Source organism: Planotetraspora silvatica, assembly GCF_016863315.1.
GTDB lineage: Bacteria > Actinomycetota > Actinomycetes > Streptosporangiales > Streptosporangiaceae > Planotetraspora > Planotetraspora silvatica.
In genome coordinates this window covers 55,116-73,910 of record NZ_BOOQ01000005.1, presented here as the reverse complement: position 1 = coordinate 73,910, position 18,795 = coordinate 55,116, and the positions used below count along the sequence as shown (strand labels likewise).

The following is an 18,795-nucleotide window of genomic DNA, read 5'->3' as shown; positions in this document are numbered from 1 at the left end:
CCACCGGGGGTCAGGACGCCAGGGCCGCCGCGATCGCGTCGGCGATCGGAGTCGTCGGGCGTCCGGTGAGCCGCGACAGGTCCCCCGGAGTGGCCGCGAGCAGGCCCCGGCTGATGCCCTCGTCCACGTCCACGAGGACGTCGGCGAAGCCCTCGGGAACCCCCACGCCGGTGAGGATCGCCTTGAGCTCGGCTGCCGGCACCGACGTGTGCACGACCTTCGTGCCCGTCTGCCGTGTCAGCTCCTCGGCGAACTCCTCGAACGTCCACGCGGTGTCGCCGCCCAGCTCGTACGCCTTGTCCAGATGCCCGTCGGTGCGCAGGACGACCGCCGCGGCCGCGGCGTAGTCGGAGCGCGTGGCGGTGGCGACGCGGCCGTCCTCGGCGACGTGGTTGACGACCGCCCCCCGCTCCACGATGCCGGCCAGGTCGCCGGTGTACATCTCGGAGTACCAGTTGTTGCGCAGGAAGGTGTACGGCAGGCCGGAGTCGAGGATCAGCCGCTCCGTCTCGTGGTGATCGCCCGCGAGCAGGAGATCGGTCTTGGGTCCTCCGAACACGCCCACGTACGCCAACTGCGCCACGCCCGCCGCCTTCGCCGCGTCGATCACCGCTGCGTGCTGGGCCGTGCGCCTGCCCACGTCCGTGCCCGAGATCAGCAGCACGCGGTCCTCGGGCCGGAACACGCCCACGAACGTCTCGGGCCGGTCGTAGTCGGCGATGTGCAGACCGACGCCCTTCGCCACCAGATCGGCGGCCTTCTCCGTGCTGCGCGCGACAGCCGTGATCCCGTCCGCCGGTACGCCGGCGGCGAGCAGGTCCGTGATGATCAAACGGCCGAGCTGTCCGGTCGCGCCGGTGATGACGATGCTCATCGCAGTGCTTCTCCCCGTTAGGTGTGTGCAATGAGTGCAGGTCCCGCACTCGGCGCTCACCCTACGGCTGGTACCGTCAAACTCGTAAGTACCCACCTTGAAGTAAGGTACTGAAATGGACGTAAGTGATAAGGCGGTGGCGGCCGGGACGCTCGCACCGCCGCCGAACGTCAATCGCGCGGGCTGTCCCTCGCGGGCCGTGCTCGAACACGTCACCAGCCGCTGGGGCGTGCTGGTCCTGGCGGCGCTGCGCGAGCGCCCGTACCGATTCAGCGAGTTGCGCCGCGAGGTCGGGGGCGTGAGCGAGAAGATGCTCGCGCAGACCCTGCAGACCCTGGAACGCGACGGTTTCGTCCACCGCGACGCCAAGCCCGTCATCCCGCCGCGCGTCGACTACTCCCTGACTCCCATGGGCCGACAGGTCGCCGAGCAGGTGTGGACGCTGACCCGGTGGGTCGAGTCCCGGCTGGATGACGTCTTCGCGGCGCGCGACGCCTACGACGGGGCCCGGGAGCCGTAAAGAGGCCACGGACGAGAGGGCTGATGAGACCGAGGACGACTCCCGGGACGTGACCGCGACTTCACGGCCGGGTGGAAAGCAGAAAACCCAGATCGGCTGGATCGACCTGGGTTTCGGAGAAGTGCGCCGCCAGGGACTCGAACCCCGGACCCGCTGATTAAGAGTCAGCTGCTCTAACCAACTGAGCTAGCGGCGCAGAGCTCCTAAAGATTATCGCAATGCCCAGACCACTCAAAACCGGGCTACGCTAGAACAACATTCGGCGACGCTGGGAGCGCAGATGTGGTTCGCCTCGCCTGACGAGGTCCGGGAACGGCTGGCGGCCGTGGACTACCTTGCCGACGACGGCATCACGACATCGGTCTTCCTGGCCGGAGCGCTCGGCAAGCCGTTGCTGACCGAGGGGCCTGCCGGGGTCGGGAAGACCCAGCTCGCCAAGGCCGTCGCGGCGGCCACGGGCGCCCGGTTGATCAGGCTGCAGTGCTACGAAGGCCTGGACGAGGCGCGGGCGCTCTACGAGTGGAACTACAAGAAGCAACTCCTGCGCATCCAGGCCGACGACGACGCCTGGGACGACATCTTCTCTGAGGAGTTCCTCCTCGAACGCCCTCTGCTGAAGGCGATCAGGAGCGACGAGCCGACGGTGCTGCTCATCGACGAGACCGACAAGGCCGACGTCGAGGTCGAGGGACTCCTGCTGGAGATCCTGTCCGACTACCAGATCACGATCCCCGAGCTCGGCACGATCGTCGCGGCGCGCACGCCGTACGTCGTGCTCACCTCGAACGCGACCCGCGAACTGTCGGAGGCGCTCAAGCGGCGCTGCCTCTACCTCCACCTCGACTACCCCACCCCCGAGCGCGAGCGCGACATCGTGCTGGCCCAGGTGCCCGGACTGCCCGCGAGCATCGCCGAACAACTCGCCCGTACGGTCGCCGCGCTGCGCGTCCTGGAGCTGAAGAAGTCGCCGTCGATCGCCGAGACGATCGACTGGGCCCGCACCCTACTCGCGCTCGGCCGTACGGAACTCGACGAGACGGTCATCGGGCAGACGCTCGGCGTGGTGCTCAAGCACAACTCCGACCAGGCCAGGGCCGCCAAGGAGCTCGGCCTGCCGGCCCGGTCATGAAACCGGTCATGAAGACGGTCATGACACGGGAGTCGCTGGTCGACCGGCATCTCGGCTTCGTCCAGGCACTGCGCGAGGCGGGGCTGCCCGTCTCCCTCGCCGAAGGGCTCGACGCGGCCGGCGCCCTCACCGTGATCGACCTGGCGGACCGGAACACGCTCCGCGAGGCGTACGCGGCGACGCTGGTCAAGCGCCCGTCGTACCGTCCCGGCTTCGACATGCTGTTCGACCTGTGGTTCCCGCCCGTGATCTCGGACGGCACAGGCGCGGATCCGGATGCGGACCCCGACAGGGACACGGGCGAGCGGCGGGACCGCGCCGCCGACCTGGAGCACGCCGAGATCCCCGAGTTACGCGACCGGCTCGCCGACCTGCTGATGGACGATCCGGACGACCCCGCGTTCCGGGAGTTCGCCCGCGCGATGGTGGAGCGGTTCGGCCGGGTTCAGGCGGCGGCGGGACGCCAGTCGTGGTTCTCCTTCGCCGTGATCCGCGCGCTGTCCCCCGAGACGCTGACGGCCCGCCTGCTCGGCCGGATGCTGACGGAACGCGGCGGCCTCCCCGAGAAGATCGCCCGCCAGCGGATAAGCCGAAATATCGCTAGATTCCAGGAAGAAGTGGCCACCGACGTCCGGCGGAGGATCGCCGAAGAGTCGGGCATCGAGAAGATCGCCCGTTCGACGGTCAAGCCACCGATCGACAGGATCGACTTCCTGCGCGTGACGAAGGCCGAGCTGGCACAACTCCGCCGTGAGGTCTACCCCCTGGCCCGCCGTCTCGCGACCCGGCTCACGATCAGGAACCGGCTCGGCCGTCGCGGGCGGCTCGACTTCCGGCGCACGGTCAGGGCCTCGTTGTCGACGGGCGGAGTCCCTCTCACGACGCGGCTGCGGCCCAAGCGCCCACACAAGCCGGAGCTCGTGGTGTTGTGCGACGCCAGCGACTCCGTCTCCACGTTCTCCCACTTCACGCTGCTGCTCACCTTCGCCCTGCGCGAGCAGTTCACGAAGGTGCGCGCGTTCGCGTTCGTGGACACGGTCGACGAGATCACCAAGATGTTCGCGCCCGGCACCGACGTCATCGACGCGATCTCCCGGATGGCGCAGGAAGCCGACATCACCCGGTTCGGCCGCACCAACTACGGCAACGTCTTCGAGAGGTTCGCCGAACGTTACGCGGACGCCGTGGGCCCGAAGACGTCGCTGCTGATCCTCGGGGACGCCCGCTCCAACTACCAGGCGCCCGCCCTGGACACGCTGAAGCGGATAGCCGGCCGCGCCCGGCACGCGTACTGGCTCAACCCGGAGCCCCGGGCGCAGTGGGACACCGGCGACTCGGTCGCCACCGGCTACGGTTCGGTCGTCCCGATGTACGAATGCCGGAACGTCGCCCAACTGGCCGAGTTCATCGAGACGCTGAAGTGAACCCTCGAGCCGTCTCCCGGATCGAGATCCCCACCTCGATCGGGCCCATGTCCGGCATCGGCCCCTGGTCGCATCGACACCCTTCGCCCGCGTCGATCTCCCAGCCGGCCGAGGATCACATCATGCGGCGCAGGATGCGGGCGGCCGTCCGCGACAACAACTCGATCTGCTCCGCAGTCAGTTCGGCGGTCGGTTCCGAGCGGATCCAGCGCGCCACCTTGCGCGGGTAGGAGACCGTCAGTCCCTCTCCCGTGAGCACCCCGCCGCGTGAGTCGATCTTGCCGCCGTGGATCGCAAGCACCGGCGTGATCGTGACCGTGATGCCGGTCTCGCGGCTCAGCAGCCCCGCCATCGACGTGGCGGCGCCGATCAGCCCCTTGGCCACCGAGGTGCCGAACTTCTCGTCGAAGAACAGGCGCTCGCCGTATCTGGCGATGTGGGTGTCGGGTTCCCACGCCTCGTTGTCCACGATCCACACGCCTCCCGGTCCGATGACCAGGTGGTCGATCGAGGCCTCACCGGGTATGGCACGGCCGTTCATGACGCGGTAGCCGTGCCGGGCCAGCCCTCGGCGCAGGAGCCTCCCGGTCCTGACCTCGCCGCGGCGCTTGCCCCGCCACACGGCAGTGCGCTCGTGGGAGCGCCAGGCGATCAGGAGGTCGACCAGGGCCGCGGCGGCGGCGAGCAGCACGCCGGCGGCGAAGGGATTGTCCAGCCCCATCTGGTACGCGAGGTAGTAGCCGGCGATGAAGCCGGCCACCCCGACGGCGGCGCGGACACGGAGCCGGTTCTTGCGCCCGGCGAACCAGAAGGTCTCGTACAGGTTCTGCGGCGAGGCTCCTTTGAACTTCTCGTCCTGAGGCACGTAGATCGAGCCACTGGGCATGGCGAAACTCCCCCACGGTAGGCAGGCGGCTTTCTCAGGGATACCCAAGTAGGAACCCCAGCTCTCCTCGGGATAGGAAATTAGCCCATTCCCGCCTCCGAAACCGGGGATTGGCCCCGTCCCCAGCACGTCGACCGACCAGTCGGTACGCTGTGCCGTACAGACAACGAGGAGGACACGATGGCGCGCAGCGCAGTCACCGTGGAGGAGCCGGTCCGCCGGCGCCTGCTCGCCGAGGCCACCCGGCTGTTCGCCGAACGCGGTTTCGAGAGCACATCCGTCCAGGAGATCGTCGCAGCCGCCGGCGTCACCAAGGGCGCCATGTACCACTATTTCGGATCAAAAGATGACCTCCTGCACGAGATCTACGGCCGTGTCCTCCGTCTGCAGATGGAGCGCCTGACCCGGTTCGCCGACGCGGAGGGGCCGGTCGCCGAGCGCCTGCACGCCACCGCGATGGACGTGGTCGTCACCACGGTCGAGAACCTCGACGATTCCAAGATCTTCTTCCGGTCGATGCACCAACTCGCCCCCGAGACGTACAAGACCGTCCGCGCCGAGCGCCGCCGCTACCACGAGCGCTTCCGCGACCTGGTCGCCGAGGGCCAGCGCGCCGGAGTGTTCCGCGAGGACATCCCGGCCGAGATGGTGGTCGACTTCTTCTTCGGCTCCGTCCACCACCTCGGCACGTGGTACAGCCCCGACGGGCCGCTCTCCGGCCAGGAGGTCGGCAGGCACTTCGCCGACCTCCTGCTCGGCTCCCTCGGCCACTCGATCAGTTGACCGGACCCGGCAGGTCGGCCATCAGGGCGAGGGCCTCGCGGTGGTCACCGGGAGTGCCCAGTGCGATCTCGTCGGCCTTGGCCCGCTTGAGGTAGAGATGCGCGGGATGCTCCCAGGTCATCCCGATACCGCCATGAAGCTGCACGCACTCCTCCGCGGCGTGCACGGCCGCCACTCCGCAGTGCGCCTGGGCGACCGCGACCGCGACGTGCGCGTCCTCACCGGCGCCCAGCAGGGCGGCGGCGTTGCGGGCGGCGGCCCTGGCGCCGACGATCTCCAGCCACAGGTCGGCCAGCCGGTGCTTGATCGCCTGGAACGAGCCGACCGGCCTGGCGAACTGCTTGCGCTCCTTGACGTAGGCCACCGTCGTCGTCAGGCACCACTCGGCCACTCCGAGCTGCTCGGACGCCAGCAGGCCCGCCGCCAGCAGCAGGGCGTCCCCGACGCCGGCGGCGCTCCCGACGGGCCGCCCCTGTGCCCCGGAGAACGACACCGTCGCGATGGGCCTGGTCAGATCGAGGGACGCCACGGTCTTGATCCTCGCCTCCGACGCGTCCACGGCGTAGAGCGCCGAGCCGCTCCCCTCCACCGCGACCGGGACGATCAGGACGTCGGCCACCTCCGCGCCGATCACCCCGGTCACCCTGCCGGTGAGGGCGCCGTCCGCGCCGAGCGTCACCGCCGAGAGCGGCGGCGTGTACGGCGAGGCCGCGAACGACACCGCGAGTGCGGCGGTGACCTCTCCCGACGCCAGCCGTCCGAGCAGGTCCCGCGCGGCCTCGTCCTCCGCGCCGAGCAGCGCCCGCGTGGCGAGGACGGCGCTGCTGAGATACGGCACGGGAGCCACCGCACGGCCCAGTTCCTCCAGGACGACGGCCGCCTCGCGCGCGGTCGCGCCGGCGCCGCCCAGGTCCTCGGGGATCAGCAGCCCGGCCGCGCCGATGTCCCGCCCGAGCGCCTTCCACACCTCCAGGTCGTACGGCACGGCTCCGTCCGACGCCGCCGACTCGACGTGGGCCAGCACCTCGGAGGGGGAGCTCCGGCCGGACAGCAGGCCGCGGACGGCCGCCCGCAGCTCCTCCTCCACCTCGGTGTAGAGCAGCGTCATCGGGCTCTGCGCTTCCTGACTCATCGGGGGAGGTCCTTCCAGGCGACGTCCTTGTCGACACGGGGCTCGGACGGGAGCCCGAGGACGCGTTCGGCGATGATGTTGCGGAGGATCTCCGACGTGCCGCCCTCGATGGAGTTGCCCTTGGCCCGCAGGTAGCGGTAACCGGACCCGCGGCCGAGGAAGTCGACGCTGTCGGAGCGGCGGAACGCCCAGTCGTCGTAGGCCAGGCCGTCCTCGCGCAGCAGCTCGACCTCCAGGCCGGTCAGCTCCTGGTTGAGCCGCGCGAAGGCCAGCTTCATCCCCGACCCCTCGGGGCCGGGATGCCCCGCGGCGAGCTGCTCGCGCAGCCGGGTCGCCGTGAGGCGCATGACCTCCGCGTCGACCCAGAGCTTGAGCAGCCGCTGGTGCAGGGCGTGGGTGCGCAGCTCGGGACGCTCGCGCCACGTCTCGCTGAGCAGGCCGATCATCGTCCGCCTGGTCGGCGTGCCGCCGATCGCCACCCGCTCGTTCATCAGCGTGGTCTGCGCGACGCGCCAGCCGTCGCCGACCTCGCCGAGCCGGAGCGAATCGGGCAGCCGGACGCCGGTGAGGAAGACCTCGTTGAACTCGGCCTCACCGGTGATCTGGCGCAGCGGCCGCACCTCGACGCCGGGGGCCTCCATGTCGCACACGAAATAGCTGAGCCCGCGGTGCTTCGGCACGTCCGGGTCGGTGCGCGCGACCAGGATCGCCCAGCGGGAGTGGTGGGCGCCCGACGTCCAGACCTTCTGCCCGTCGACGACCCATTCGTCGCCCTCCCTGACCGCCCGGGTGGCGAGCGTCGCGAGATCGGATCCGGCGCCCGGCTCGCTGAAGAGCTGGCACCAGACCTCTTCCCCCGTCCACAGTGGCCGGAGGAACCGTTGCCGCTGCTCGTCGGTGCCGAAGGCGAGGATCGTCGGGGCGGCCATGCCGAGACCGATGGTGATCAGGCCGGGGTTGTTGTCCGGCGTGCCGCGGAACCTCCGCTCCACGACCGCCTGCAGACCCCGCGCCGCGCCGAGGCCGCCGAGCCCTTCGGGAAAGTGCACCCAAGCCAGACCGGCGTCGAACCGCGCGCGCAGGAAGTCGAGCCGTTCCATCTTCGCCGGATCGTGCTCGGCCAGGAACGCCTGAGCGCGCTCGTCGACCGCCGCCTCATCCCATCCCACGAGTCGTCCCCTCCACTCAGTCCATGTACTTCTTGAGCTCGCGGTAGGCCAGAGACCTCTTGTGCACCTCGTCGGGGCCGTCGGCGAACCTGAGGCTCCGCACGCCCGCCCACGCGCCGGCGAGCGGGAAGTCCTGGCTGAGCCCGCCCGCGCCGTGCACCTGGATCGCCTTGTCGAGGATCCACTCCACGGCCGCCGGAGTGGCGATCTTGATGGCCTGGATCTCGGTGTGGGCGCCGCGGTTGCCGACGGTGTCCATAAGCCAGGCCGTCTTGAGCACCAGGAGCCGGAGCTGCTCGATCCGGACGCGGGACTCGGCGATCCAGTCCTGCACGACTCCCTGTTGGGCGATGGTCTTGCCGAACGTGCTGCGTGACAGGGCCCGCCTGCACATGAGCTCGACCGCGCGCTCGGCCGCGCCGATCAGGCGCATGCAGTGGTGGATGCGGCCGGGCCCGAGGCGCGCCTGGGCGATGGCGAAGCCGCCGCCCTCCTCGCCGATCAGGTGGTCGGCGGGCACCCTGACGTCCTCGAAGACGACCTCGGCGTGGCCGCCGTGGCTGGCGTCGTCGTAGCCGAAGACCTTCATGCCCCGCTTGATCGTCAGGCCCGGGGTGCCTCGCGGCACGAGGACCATGCTCTGCTGGCGGTGCGACGGGGCCTCGGGGTCGGTCTTCCCCATGACGATGAGAACCTTGCAGTTCGGGTTCATCGCCCCGGTGATGAACCACTTGCGGCCGTTGATGACGTACTCCCCGCCATCCCTGACGATCGACGTCGAGATGTTCGTCGCGTCGGAGGAGGCCACGTCGGGTTCGGTCATCGCGAAGGCCGAGCGGATCTCACCGTTCAGCAGCGGCTCCAGGTACTCCTTGCGCTGCCACTCGCTGCCGAACTGCGCGAGCAACTCCATGTTGCCGGTGTCCGGCGCGGCGCAGTTGGTCGCGGACGCGGCGATCGACGGGGACCTGCCCATGATCTCGGCCAGCGGCGCGTACTGCAGGTTGGTGAGCCCCGCGCCCTCCTCGCCCGGCAGGAAGAGGTTCCACAGGCCGCGCTTGCGCGCCTCCCCCTTCAGGTCCTCGAGCAGGGGCGGCGGGCCCCAGCCGCTGGTGGCAGCCTGCTCCTCGTAGGCTCGCTCAGCCGGGACGACGCACTCGTCCATGAACGCCAGGAGCCTCGCTCGCAACTCGGCCGTGGTGTCGTCGAACGCGAAATTCATCTAGACCTCCTCGAGACCGCGGGCGACGAGCGGGGCGACCTGCTCGCCGACCTCGGCGAACCCCTCCCCGACCGTGAGCCCCTGGGTGAAGCGGAAGTGGATGCCCTCGGCGATCACCGCGAGCTTGAAACAGGCCAGGCCGATGTACCAGCCCACACGGGAGATGTCCCGGCCGGACGCCTCCGCGTAGTGGGCGGCCAGCTCGTCCGCGGGAGGCGACTCGCCCGCGTTGTCGCTGTCGAGCTGGTTGAAGTCGCCGTACAGGAGGAACAGGGCGAGGTCGGTGAGCGGGTCGCCGAGTGTGGACATCTCCCAGTCGAGGACGGCCTTGACCCGGCCGTCCGCGACGAGCGTGTTGCCCAGCTTGAAGTCGCCGTGCACGATCGCCGGCTCGCCGGAGCGCGGAACCGATTGCGACAGCCGTGCGAACAACTCGTCGATGCCCGTGACCTCACGGCTGCGCGAGGCGTCGAGCTGGCGCTTCCACCGGCTGACCTGTCGCTCGAGGAAGCCGTCCGGCCTGCCGAAGTCGCCGAGGCCGACGCTGCCGGGGGCGATCGAGTGGAGCGCCGCCAGCACGTCGACGAGTTGGTGGGCCAGAGCGGGGTCGATCGGGGGCTGGCCGCCCTCGACGTACTCCATGACGTAGAAGGGAGCGCCGATCACGTCGGCGTCCTGGCACAGGTGAAAGGTCCGCGGCACCGGGACCGGCGTGTCCTGGAGCGCGCTCATGACGCGGTACTCACGGCTCATGTCGTGCGCGGTCGCGAGCACATGGCCGAGCGGCGGCCTGCGGACGACGAACGTCGCGTCGCCGTCCCTGACGACGTAGGTGAGGTTGGACTTCCCGCCCGTGATCATCTCGGCGGAGAGCGGGCCGCGAACAAGCCCCGCTTCACACAGGTGATCCGCGAGCCGGCCCAGGTCGAGGCCCGGCGGGTCGGCGGCGCCCTCGGAAACGCCTGCCTTCCGGCCATTCGCCTCCGGAAGGTCCGTTCCTGGATGGTTCGCCCCTGGATCACTCACGCCAGCAGCGTACCGACCAGCCGGTATGTATGTCGAACAGTCCCCGGGTTCCGCGGCGGCTCCCCGGGTCGCCGCCGACGGACCGAGGGGGCGATCAGGGCACGTTCGAGGTGAACCTGCAGTCGCCGAAACCGTTCGTTCCCGGACCACCGGCGCAGGAGTCCGAGGGGCCGGGGCCGCCGTTGAGGTAGTCGTCGCCGGCCATGCCGACGAGGACGTCGTGGCCGTCGCCGCCCCATAGCTCGTCGTTTCCGTCCATGCCGAGAAGCAGGTCGTCACCGGCATGGCCGACCAGCTTCTCACTGTTGTCGCGGCCGCTCAGGGTGTCGTCGTGGGCCGAGCCGTAGATCTGCTCGAAGTCGTTGAAGACCAGGTCGCCCTCCCCCGGCATGCCGTTCGGGGTCACCCGGCTGAGGCTCACGTCCACCCCGGCCGTCGCGTAGCGGTACAGCAGCGCGTCGGTGCCGATGCCCCCGTTCAGGGTGTCGGCGCCCACGCCGCCTTCGACCACGTCGTCGCCCTCGTTGCCTTCGATGCGGTCGTCGCCCTCGCCGCCGTAGAGGGCGTCGTCGCCGGGACCGCCGTCGACGACGTCGTCACCGCCCAGCCCGCAGACCACGTCGTTCCCGCCGTAGCCGTAGATGGTGTCCTGGCCCGGAGACCCGTACAGGACGTCGTCGAACGGTGAACCGTAGAGCGGCTCGGAACCGGACCCGGTGGCGGTGACGAAATCACCCGCACAGTCCTGCGCCTGGTCACGAAGGACGATGCCCGGCCGGCCCGCCTCGGTACGGGCGCTCATCGCGAGATAACGGCCGTTACGCGACAACGCGAGGACCTCGTGGCCATAACTTGACAAATCCGTATATATCGCTGACTTGTCGCCGTCGAGGCCGGTCAGCACGCGCTGCGCACCCGTCGCCAGGTTGGCGAATACCGACTCGAGACCCCCGCGCCAGCGTCCGTAGGTGACGTACCGGCCGTCCGCGGTGATGAGCGGTTTCACGATGCTCGCACCGGCGGCCGCTCCGGCCTCGTCAGTGCTGATCAAGGTGACGGCGCCGCTCACCAAGTCGCGGACGTAGATGTCGAGATCGGAGTTGGTGTCCTGTGGCACCAGCTTCTCGGAGGTCTCGAACACCAGCTTGCCGCTGTTGCTGATGCCGCCCACCCCCATCCCTCCCATCGTGACGGTTACCCGGGTGTATTGCCCGGTCACCTGGTCGAAGGCCACGACCCTTCGTCCGCCTGAGCTGGTTTCCTGTCGCTCGTAGGCGATGAACCGGCCCCCTGGGCTCACCGCGGAGCCTGTTTGAAACGTGTCGAAGCCCGGATCCTCGGGATCCTTCAGCATCTTGTAGACGCCGGTCGGCAGATCGCGGACGTACCAGCGACGGCCGTCGTCCCCCGGTTCGGTGGTGTGCGGGAACTCCGACCAGAACACCGCCGTTCGCGACCCGTCGAAGGAGGCCCAAAGGCGGACGCAGCAACCGCCGTAGCTCCAGTCCAGCCGGTTGGCGACTCTGGTGGCGAGGTCCTCCACGTAAAGGCCCTGCTTGCAACCAGAGCATTGAGATATGTAGACGACCTTCTTGCCATCCTGGCTGAGACCGACGATCTTCACGTCGCCCAAGTCGACGGTCGCCCCTGTCTTCCTGTTCAGCACGTGGCTTCCGATGAGAGTGGAAGCCCCTGGCCTCTCGTAATGTCCGAAGAGCTCGTAAGCGATCGTGACGGCGTCGGCGCTGATGGCGGAGGGGAGAGCGTAATACGTGTCGTAGTGCTGGTCGTCGGCGTAGACGAGATCGCCGGCGAGGCCCTGACCTGCCACGGTGACCGCCGGAAGCGGCGGGGTCGGCAAGGTTTGGGCGCCGGCCGTCGCGCCGGCCTCCGCGGTGGCGCGCACCGGGGACATGAATATCGACATGAATGTGAGGACTGTCAAGGCCAATGCCGGAAAGGCTTCGGCCGATCTGACGCGCATGCGCTTCACACGAACTCCTTGAGATACGGACGGGACCGTGCCCTGGCATGACGCCATTCGACAGGCACGCCGATGTGTCAGAGAGAAGAGAACGAGAAATGCGCTCGTGGGAAAAACGCCCCGGGAATCGATCACGCCAATCGTGAGCGAATGACCCGGCTGATCGGCGAATCCAACATGAACGTCCGGCTACACATCGCTACATACCGATCCAGCGGGACGACGAACTGGACAGTGGGGCAGATACGGGCGATCCGGAACGGCACCGCCTTTCTGGACGGCAGGCCGCCTCAGCCGTATGAGGCGATCGCGAGGCGGCCGGAGTTCAGCGCCAGGGAGCCAGTGCCGGCGCCGGATCGGAGCAGTCGCCGCCGGCGTCGGCCGTCCCGAAGGTGAGCCGGGAGGCCTCGCGCAACGTGCACGTGTCGAAGACCCATTCGTGGACGTAGAAGCCGGGGTCGAGATTGCTCCGGTGCACGAGGACGGCGTCACAGGTCACCGTGAAGGGGTTGTCTCCGTCGTTCGGCTCCTTCGCGTCTCCGCAGTATCCGACGACGTTCTCCAGCCACCTGCGGTAATCCTTCCCGCCTTCCTCACCCGCCTGCGCCGGGGCCGTCCGGCCCGAGGGCATGTACGCGCCGGAGTCAGGGCTGTTCGAGAGATTGGAGAATCTCACCGGGTCGACCTCATTGAGCCTGAAGACATCCGGATATCTCTCGGCATAAGAATTGATGACGGGATATTTCTTCCAGTCGTTCCGGCTGAAGGACGCCACGTCCTGCCGGTCGAACGTGTGCGGAGACATGTTCGTGACGCCGATGGCGAGGTGCCGGTCTCCCGCGACGTCCGGGTCTTCCAGGATGGACGCCATGGCGGCCGTCGTACGCCGCAGATCGCCGTAGTCGTCGCTCTCCCGCGTGACGTCGAGCATCCCGATCAACGGCGTGCGCGGGAACTGCGACGACATCACCGTGTAGGCGTCCTTCCACGCCGCGGCCTGCCGCATCGGGTCGGGACCGAGCGACGGACAGGGCGTCGTCCAATCGAAGTCAGGCCCGTTCAGGTAGCCGTCGCCGTTCCGGTCACCGACGTAACGGCCGTCGCAACCGGTGAACCGCGAGTACCACATCTCCGGATACCTCGGCGTCCCGGCGCCGCCGACATAGACGCCCCCGAGACCGGGCGCCTCGTCGAACTCCGCCGCCACCCGTGCGGTCAGGTTGTTGAACATGTCCCCCGCCACGGTGTCCCACGGCGTGAATCCGAACGCCAAGCCGTCCCCGTCCTCATAACGGACGACTCGCCGCCCGAACCCGTCGGCCGAATCCCGGACGAACCAGAGTGGTGTCGCGTTGTCGCCGACCTCGATGACGACGATGACGGGCAGAGGTGAGACGCGGTCCGGTGCGGCATGGAGCTCCGCGTAGTCCAGCACTCTCTTGATCCGCGACGTGTCCAGATCCCACGGCCCCGACGGCTGCAGTTGCCTCCACGCCACGTCCACGGCGATGCCCTGCACCCAGTTGGGCACGTACCCGCCCTCCTCGATGTAGGAGAAGGCGTCGTACAGCGACGAGTCCGCCCAACCGCCGGTGACGTACACCCCTTTGGACAACGACTTCTGCTCGCCGGCCAGCGGATTGTGCGGGGCGAACCTCACCTGACCGGCGTCCGTCCAGTTCTCGTCGTAGATGTTCACCTGATACGGATGGCCCTCGGAAAGGGTCCGAGTGTCGAGACGATGACGAAGCCGGCCTTCCGCGCAGGCAGGCGTGATCCACTCGAACGTGGCCGGAGACGTGGCGTCGGCCAGCGACATCCTGCTCGGGCATCCGTTCGCCAGGAGCGTAATGATGCCGGACACCTGGCCATATTCTCCAAAACTCGACAGAAACCGCAGGCCTGAAACGGCTTCGGCATGAGGGGCCGCCCCGAGAAACGTCAACGGGACGAGCGCGAGAATTCCGACAAGCCAGGTAAATGATCGTTTCACCGGCTCAGACTGAAGATCCAATCAGTCTTTTCCGGCTTGTTCCGGTAAACGATCGCTGAAGTTTGGGAGCGTCAGATCACGCGGACGCGGCGGAATTCGCCACAGGTGCGTGCTACCGCCCGCATCACGGAGTTCGACAAACGTTCCGTGAGCGCTCGTTGAATGCTCACCCGACGCCGATACGCTCACGTTCCCCCATCGAAGATCGACGACCGACGGAACAGGCGGTGCGGTGTGGACCGGGCCACAGGAACGCGCGAGCCGGCCGCCAGGGAGAGCCCGAACGGGCCACTCGAGAAACGCCTCCCCTCTTTAACCGGATTAAGGTGGTTCGCGGCATTCGCCGTCTTCGGATTTCATCTCTACCATTCACCGGTCAGGACCACCGACACGGCCTTCGAGACCGGCCTGCGGATCCTGTTCGCACCGGGGTCGGTCGGCGTGCCCTTCTTCTTCATCCTCTCCGGGCTGGTCCTCACCTGGTCGGCCCGCGCCGGGGACAGGCCTGTCGCCTTCTGGCGGCGCAGGGCCGCCCGGATCGTGCCCAGCCACGTCGCGACCTGGATCGCGGTGCTCGTCGTGCTGGCCGCGGCCGGACGCGCCTCCGCACCGGGCCCCGCGCTGAGCGGGCTCTTCCTGACACAGGCGTGGATCCCGATCGAGGCCTACCACTTCGGCGGGAACGCCCCGGCCTGGTCACTCTCGTGCGAACTGGCCTTCTACGCCGCCTTCCCCCTCCTGCTGCCGCTTCTTCGCAGGATCCCCGGCAATCGGCTGTGGGTGCTCGCGGCGGCCCTGGTGGCGGGAACCTGGCTCGTCCCGCTGATCTCCCTGCCCATGCCCGGCACGGTGGGCCTGTGGTTCATCTGGGTCTTCCCCGGCACGCAGGTCCTCGAATTCGCACTGGGGATGACGCTCGCCCTGATGATCCGGGAGGGCCGATGGCGCGGGCCGGGCGTGCCGGCGTCCTCGGCCCTGCTGCTGGCGGCGTATCTGACGCAGCCGTTCGTCTGGGACCAGTGGCAGCGGGTCGCATGGATGACGGGGCCACTGGTGCTGCTGATCGCCGCCGTCGCCTCCGCCGACGCCGTGGGGCGGCGATCGTGGCTCAAGGCGCCGGCCCTGATATGGCTGGGCGAGGTGTCGTTCGCCTTCTACCTGGTCCACCAGCCGGTGATCAGGTTCGGGGCCCACCTGCTCGTCGGCGAGCACTCCCCGCTCCCCATGTTGATCGCGGCGGCGTTCGCCATGCTCGGGGTGTCGCTCATCCTGGCCTGGCTGCTCCACCGCCTGGTCGAGCGGCCCCTGGAACGACGGCTGGGCGGGCGGGCGAGGACCGCCTCCGCGATCAGCGGACCGCCACGAGCGTGAAGGTCAGCAGCGCCAGGTCCTCGGCGTCCATGCTCGCGTAGGGGGAGGCGAGGCCGCGGCGCGCCCAATCGACATAGTCGTCCGGCGCCACCAGGTGGGGCACGATTCGTGCCGTCCATCCCGTGGCGGTCGCCGCGGTGAGGAAGTCGGCGGCCCTGAGCCGGTTCGGGATGCCGGGGAAGCTCATGGCCCGGTACACCCACCTCCGGTAGCGCAACATGTTGAGCGGGTCACGCTGCCGGATGCCGCGCATGTGGATCATGCCGTCGATGTGGTGGCACATCGTGCCCCCGGGAGCGACGAGCTCCGCCAGGCGGGCGAAGGTCGCGCGGACGTCGTCGAAGTGCTCGAGGGCCGCGTTGCTGACCACCAGGTCGAACGGACCGTTCACCTCCGACATTTCTGGATATGTGGTGATGTGGTAGCCGATCTGATCCAGCTCCACGTGAGTGCCGAGGCGGCCACCGAGCGCCTCGTAGAACGCCGGGTTCGTGCCGGACGCCAGGGAGAAGAGATCCGCGGCGTCGTAGGACTTCGCCCCGCGCGCGAGGAGCACCGCGCCCGTCCCCAGGTCGGGGCCGGGACCGAGTTCCAGGATCCGGCGGCCGGCGAAATCGAGCTCGGAGTCCTCGGCCCACCGGTCGGCCACGCCGATCACGTAATCGACGCTGCGTTCCACCTCGTCGGCGGAGAACGGCCGCGGCGTCCGGTACCCGCGTATCCGATGTCTCGCCGCGTTGGCCAGGCCCATCCCGAGCCCGGCCGCCCACCAGAGCAACGGGGACCTGCCCGCGGCCTCGTAGGTGACCGGGCCGGGACCCGCCGCGCTGCCGGGAGCGTCTGCGTCTGAAGTCGTCATCGGATTCCTGAGGTGTCGTGGATCACAGAACGGAGGCGAGGGCGCCCCGGCCCCACGACTCGGCGACGGTCGCGGGATCGGCGACCGTGGCCTGGCCGCGGGCCGCGCTGAGGGCGGTGAGGAAGTCGGTCAGGCAGTAGGCTTCGGCGCTTCCCGTCCAATGGGTGCGCCAGTCGGACCCGTTGCAGTCCCACGACTCTCCCTGGCCCGGGTTCACGATGTGCGTTCCCCGCACGAACCTGTACGCCTGCAGCGACCGCCAGCTGCCCGGGTATCCCTTGAGGAAGTCGGCCAGCCGGTCGGGCGAGGCGTAGGCGTAGTCGTTCACCCCGTTGGGGCTGGGCACCCAGCGGCTGCAGGGCAGGGTCTGGTCGGCGCACTTGCCGCCCGGGATGCTCCACGTGCTCTGGAAGTACGGCGCGGCCAGGCCGCCGGGGGTGCCGGGAGGGGTGTTGAGGCCCGTTCCGTACTTCCGGCCGAAGGCGAAGCAGGTGGACACGACGTCCTGCTGGATCTGCGCGGTCTGCTTGTCGTTGGGGTAGATGAACAACCCCCACGCCCGCGTGTGGCCGTGGGCCGCGAGCGGGGTGAGCGAGCCGCACGACTCCGCGCGCTGGTCGGCGGGGGTCAGCAGGGTCATGTCGCGGTACGACATGCTGTGACTCACGAAGGTCCAGCCGTACGTGTCGCGGAGGCCGGCGAGATCTGCCCAGTTCGCGTAGTCGACGAGCTCGGACAGGCACTGCCGGCCCTGGTCGAGGGTCCGGTCGACCACGACCGTGCCGGTGGCGGCGAACCCCCTGGCCTTGAACTGGCGGGCCGCCTCGTCCAGCGGCACCGCTCCCCGCAGGGGACGGCAGAGCCCGTCCGTGGCGGCCCACTGGGAGCGGGACATGAGCAGCGTGACGTACCGGCCGTTCGTCCCGGGGTCGTGGTCGAAGGACTGCCAGCGCGTGACCTCCTTGCCCGCCGTGTCCACGATCCTCGCGGCCAGGACGTAGTGGCCGGCGGCCGGGGCGTGCCAGTCGTACGACCACGTCTCACCCGTCACCGTGGCGGGGAACCACTTGACGCCGCCCCAGGTCCCGTTCGCCTGCCACCACTTGCCGGTGTCCCTGTCCTGAACGCCGGCGAAGACGTTCGCGACGGCCACGTCGTCCGTGGCCGTGCCGCGCATGCGGATGTCCGGCGAGGCGAAGCCCTGGCCCCCCGCCGGGTCGGTGATCGCTCCCGTGGGAGGGCTCGCGTCGGGCGCGGGCGGCGAGACGGTGAAGGGGACCCAGGGATGCGCGGCGTCAGGGCGACCGGAGGCGTCGTTGGAAAGCACCGCCAGGCCGTAGCTCCCGGGAGCGGGCGGCACCCAACTGAAGGACCACCCGGCCCCGGTGAACGACATCTGCCCCGTCGCCGACACCGTCCAGGACTTACCGGTCGCGGGTCCGGTCAGCGTGGCAGGGCGGTCCTGGTAGTCGCCCCAGGTGCCGTCGTTGCGCCACCAGAGCTTGCTGACCCGGTCCATGATCGCGACCCGTACGGACGCGGCTCCGCGATTGTCGGTGACGGCGCCCGTCCAGGTGATCGGGTGCAGGGCCGGATAGGCGGCCTGCCCCGCGGCGACCGTCACCACCGGCGGTGTCGCGTCGGTGAACAGCGGCACCGACGCCGAGACGGCGGTGACCCCCTGGGCGTCCCGCGTCCGGATCGCCACCCAGTAGTCCCCCTCACGCGGGGGCGTCCAGTCGTATCTCCACGTGACCCTGGTGGCCCCGGGCGAGTCGATCGTCACCGGCAACATCTCGAACGCCCCCCAGGTCCCGTCCGCGTGCCAGAAGTCGCCCGTGTCCCGCTCGAAGATGGTCAGGGCGGCCCAGGTCACTCCGCTGGACGCCTGCCCCACGCCGCGCATGGTCATCGTGGCTCCGGCCCTGGTCACCGTGCCGGCCGTCGGTTCGGCGACCGCGCCGGCCGGGGTGCCCAAGGTCGCCGGCAGGTCGACGACGGTGAACCGCCTGTACGGCAGCGCGGTGTCGATGGAGCCGTCGGCCGCCGTCGCCTTGGCCTGGACGAGATAGTCGCCGGGCTCGGGGTTCGGCCAGGTGAAACTCCACGAGCCCGAACCGTCGAGCCGGGCGTCCTGGCCCTCGTAGTCGCCCCAGGTGCCGTCGGAATGCCACCACAGCTTGCCGACCCGGTCGGAGACGGCCACCACCATCCGGGTCGCCCCGCTCATCGTGCCGCCGAACGTGATCGGCGCCCTGGTGTAGAGGGCGCCGTCCGAGGACGGCTCCGCGATCACACCCGCCGGAGCCGCGGCCGCGGGGGCCGCGGCGACTACGACCAGGCCGCCGGTCAGCATGGCGAACGCGACCACGCGGGCGAGAAGTCTCCGAAGTCTCATCGTGCTCTTTCCGTGGTTCTCGCCG

General features: G+C 69.3%; 15 protein-coding genes and 1 tRNA gene. 5 read left to right on the top strand and 11 right to left on the bottom strand.

Annotation, left to right across the window (positions count from 1 at the left end):
- Positions 1-10: 10 nt before the first annotated feature.
- The gene (locus tag Psi02_RS05825) at positions 11-874 is read right to left on the bottom strand and encodes an SDR family oxidoreductase (protein ID WP_203972401.1); all 864 of its coding nucleotides are present in this window, start codon (positions 872-874) and stop codon (positions 11-13) included.
- A 115-nt stretch (positions 875-989) separates the two neighbouring features.
- On the opposite strand from Psi02_RS05825, the gene Psi02_RS05820 reads away from it, so the two are divergent.
- Positions 990-1,394, top strand: coding sequence for a winged helix-turn-helix transcriptional regulator (locus tag Psi02_RS05820; protein ID WP_203972400.1), 405 nt, complete (start codon positions 990-992; stop codon positions 1,392-1,394).
- Between the two features lie 122 nt (positions 1,395-1,516).
- Here the strand turns inward: Psi02_RS05820 and Psi02_RS05815 are convergent.
- Positions 1,517-1,590, bottom strand: a tRNA-Lys gene (locus Psi02_RS05815).
- A gap of 84 nt (positions 1,591-1,674) precedes the next feature.
- On the opposite strand from Psi02_RS05815, the gene Psi02_RS05810 reads away from it, so the two are divergent.
- Entirely contained in the window at positions 1,675-2,523 is an 849-nt protein-coding gene (locus Psi02_RS05810; RefSeq protein ID WP_203952891.1) for an AAA family ATPase, read from the top strand.
- Between the two features lie 8 nt (positions 2,524-2,531).
- A complete protein-coding gene (locus Psi02_RS05805; RefSeq protein WP_239094635.1) occupies positions 2,532-3,947 on the top strand; it encodes a vWA domain-containing protein in 1,416 nt (471 codons plus the stop codon).
- A gap of 115 nt (positions 3,948-4,062) precedes the next feature.
- Here the strand turns inward: Psi02_RS05805 and Psi02_RS05800 are convergent, their stop codons facing one another.
- Positions 4,063-4,833, bottom strand: coding sequence for a nuclease-related domain-containing protein (locus Psi02_RS05800; protein ID WP_203972399.1), 771 nt, complete (start codon positions 4,831-4,833; stop codon positions 4,063-4,065).
- A 180-nt stretch (positions 4,834-5,013) separates the two neighbouring features.
- Here Psi02_RS05800 and Psi02_RS05795 point away from each other — a divergent pair, with 180 nt between their 5' ends.
- Positions 5,014-5,616, top strand: a complete 603-nt coding sequence (locus Psi02_RS05795) for a TetR/AcrR family transcriptional regulator (protein ID WP_203972398.1) — start codon at positions 5,014-5,016, stop codon at positions 5,614-5,616.
- Here Psi02_RS05795 and Psi02_RS05790 read toward each other — a convergent pair.
- From Psi02_RS05790 to Psi02_RS05765, 6 genes are all read right to left on the bottom strand, one after another.
- The gene (locus tag Psi02_RS05790) at positions 5,609-6,748 is read right to left on the bottom strand and encodes an acyl-CoA dehydrogenase family protein (RefSeq protein ID WP_239094634.1); all 1,140 of its coding nucleotides are present in this window, start codon (positions 6,746-6,748) and stop codon (positions 5,609-5,611) included. The genes Psi02_RS05795 and Psi02_RS05790 overlap by 8 nt on opposite strands.
- Entirely contained in the window at positions 6,745-7,917 is a 1,173-nt protein-coding gene (locus Psi02_RS05785) for an acyl-CoA dehydrogenase family protein (protein WP_239094633.1), read from the bottom strand. The genes Psi02_RS05790 and Psi02_RS05785 overlap by 4 nt, the downstream gene beginning before the upstream one ends.
- A 16-nt stretch (positions 7,918-7,933) precedes the next feature.
- Positions 7,934-9,139 (bottom strand): acyl-CoA dehydrogenase family protein, encoded by a 1,206-nt coding sequence (locus Psi02_RS05780; protein WP_203972397.1) that lies wholly within the window; start codon positions 9,137-9,139, stop codon positions 7,934-7,936.
- The gene (locus Psi02_RS05775; RefSeq protein WP_239094646.1) at positions 9,140-10,063 is read right to left on the bottom strand and encodes a phosphotransferase family protein; all 924 of its coding nucleotides are present in this window, start codon (positions 10,061-10,063) and stop codon (positions 9,140-9,142) included.
- A gap of 196 nt (positions 10,064-10,259) precedes the next feature.
- Positions 10,260-12,092 (bottom strand): calcium-binding protein, encoded by a 1,833-nt coding sequence (locus Psi02_RS05770; RefSeq protein ID WP_203972396.1) that lies wholly within the window; start codon positions 12,090-12,092, stop codon positions 10,260-10,262.
- Between the two features lie 382 nt (positions 12,093-12,474).
- Positions 12,475-14,013: a hypothetical protein gene (locus Psi02_RS05765; protein ID WP_203972395.1), complete on the bottom strand. Its 1,539-nt coding sequence runs from the start codon at positions 14,011-14,013 to the stop codon at positions 12,475-12,477.
- Positions 14,014-14,376: 363 nt separating this feature from the next.
- On the opposite strand from Psi02_RS05765, the gene Psi02_RS05760 reads away from it, so the two are divergent.
- Complete coding sequence (locus Psi02_RS05760; RefSeq protein ID WP_203972394.1) at positions 14,377-15,513, top strand: acyltransferase family protein; 1,137 nt, start codon at positions 14,377-14,379, stop codon at positions 15,511-15,513.
- Here the strand turns inward: Psi02_RS05760 and Psi02_RS05755 are convergent.
- Positions 15,491-16,372, bottom strand: coding sequence for a class I SAM-dependent methyltransferase (locus Psi02_RS05755; protein WP_203972393.1), 882 nt, complete (start codon positions 16,370-16,372; stop codon positions 15,491-15,493). The two genes, Psi02_RS05760 and Psi02_RS05755, sit on opposite strands and share 23 nt — an antisense overlap.
- A gap of 22 nt (positions 16,373-16,394) precedes the next feature.
- Entirely contained in the window at positions 16,395-18,770 is a 2,376-nt protein-coding gene (locus tag Psi02_RS05750) for a polysaccharide deacetylase family protein (protein ID WP_203972392.1), read from the bottom strand.
- Between the last annotated feature and the right edge of the window lie 25 nt (positions 18,771-18,795).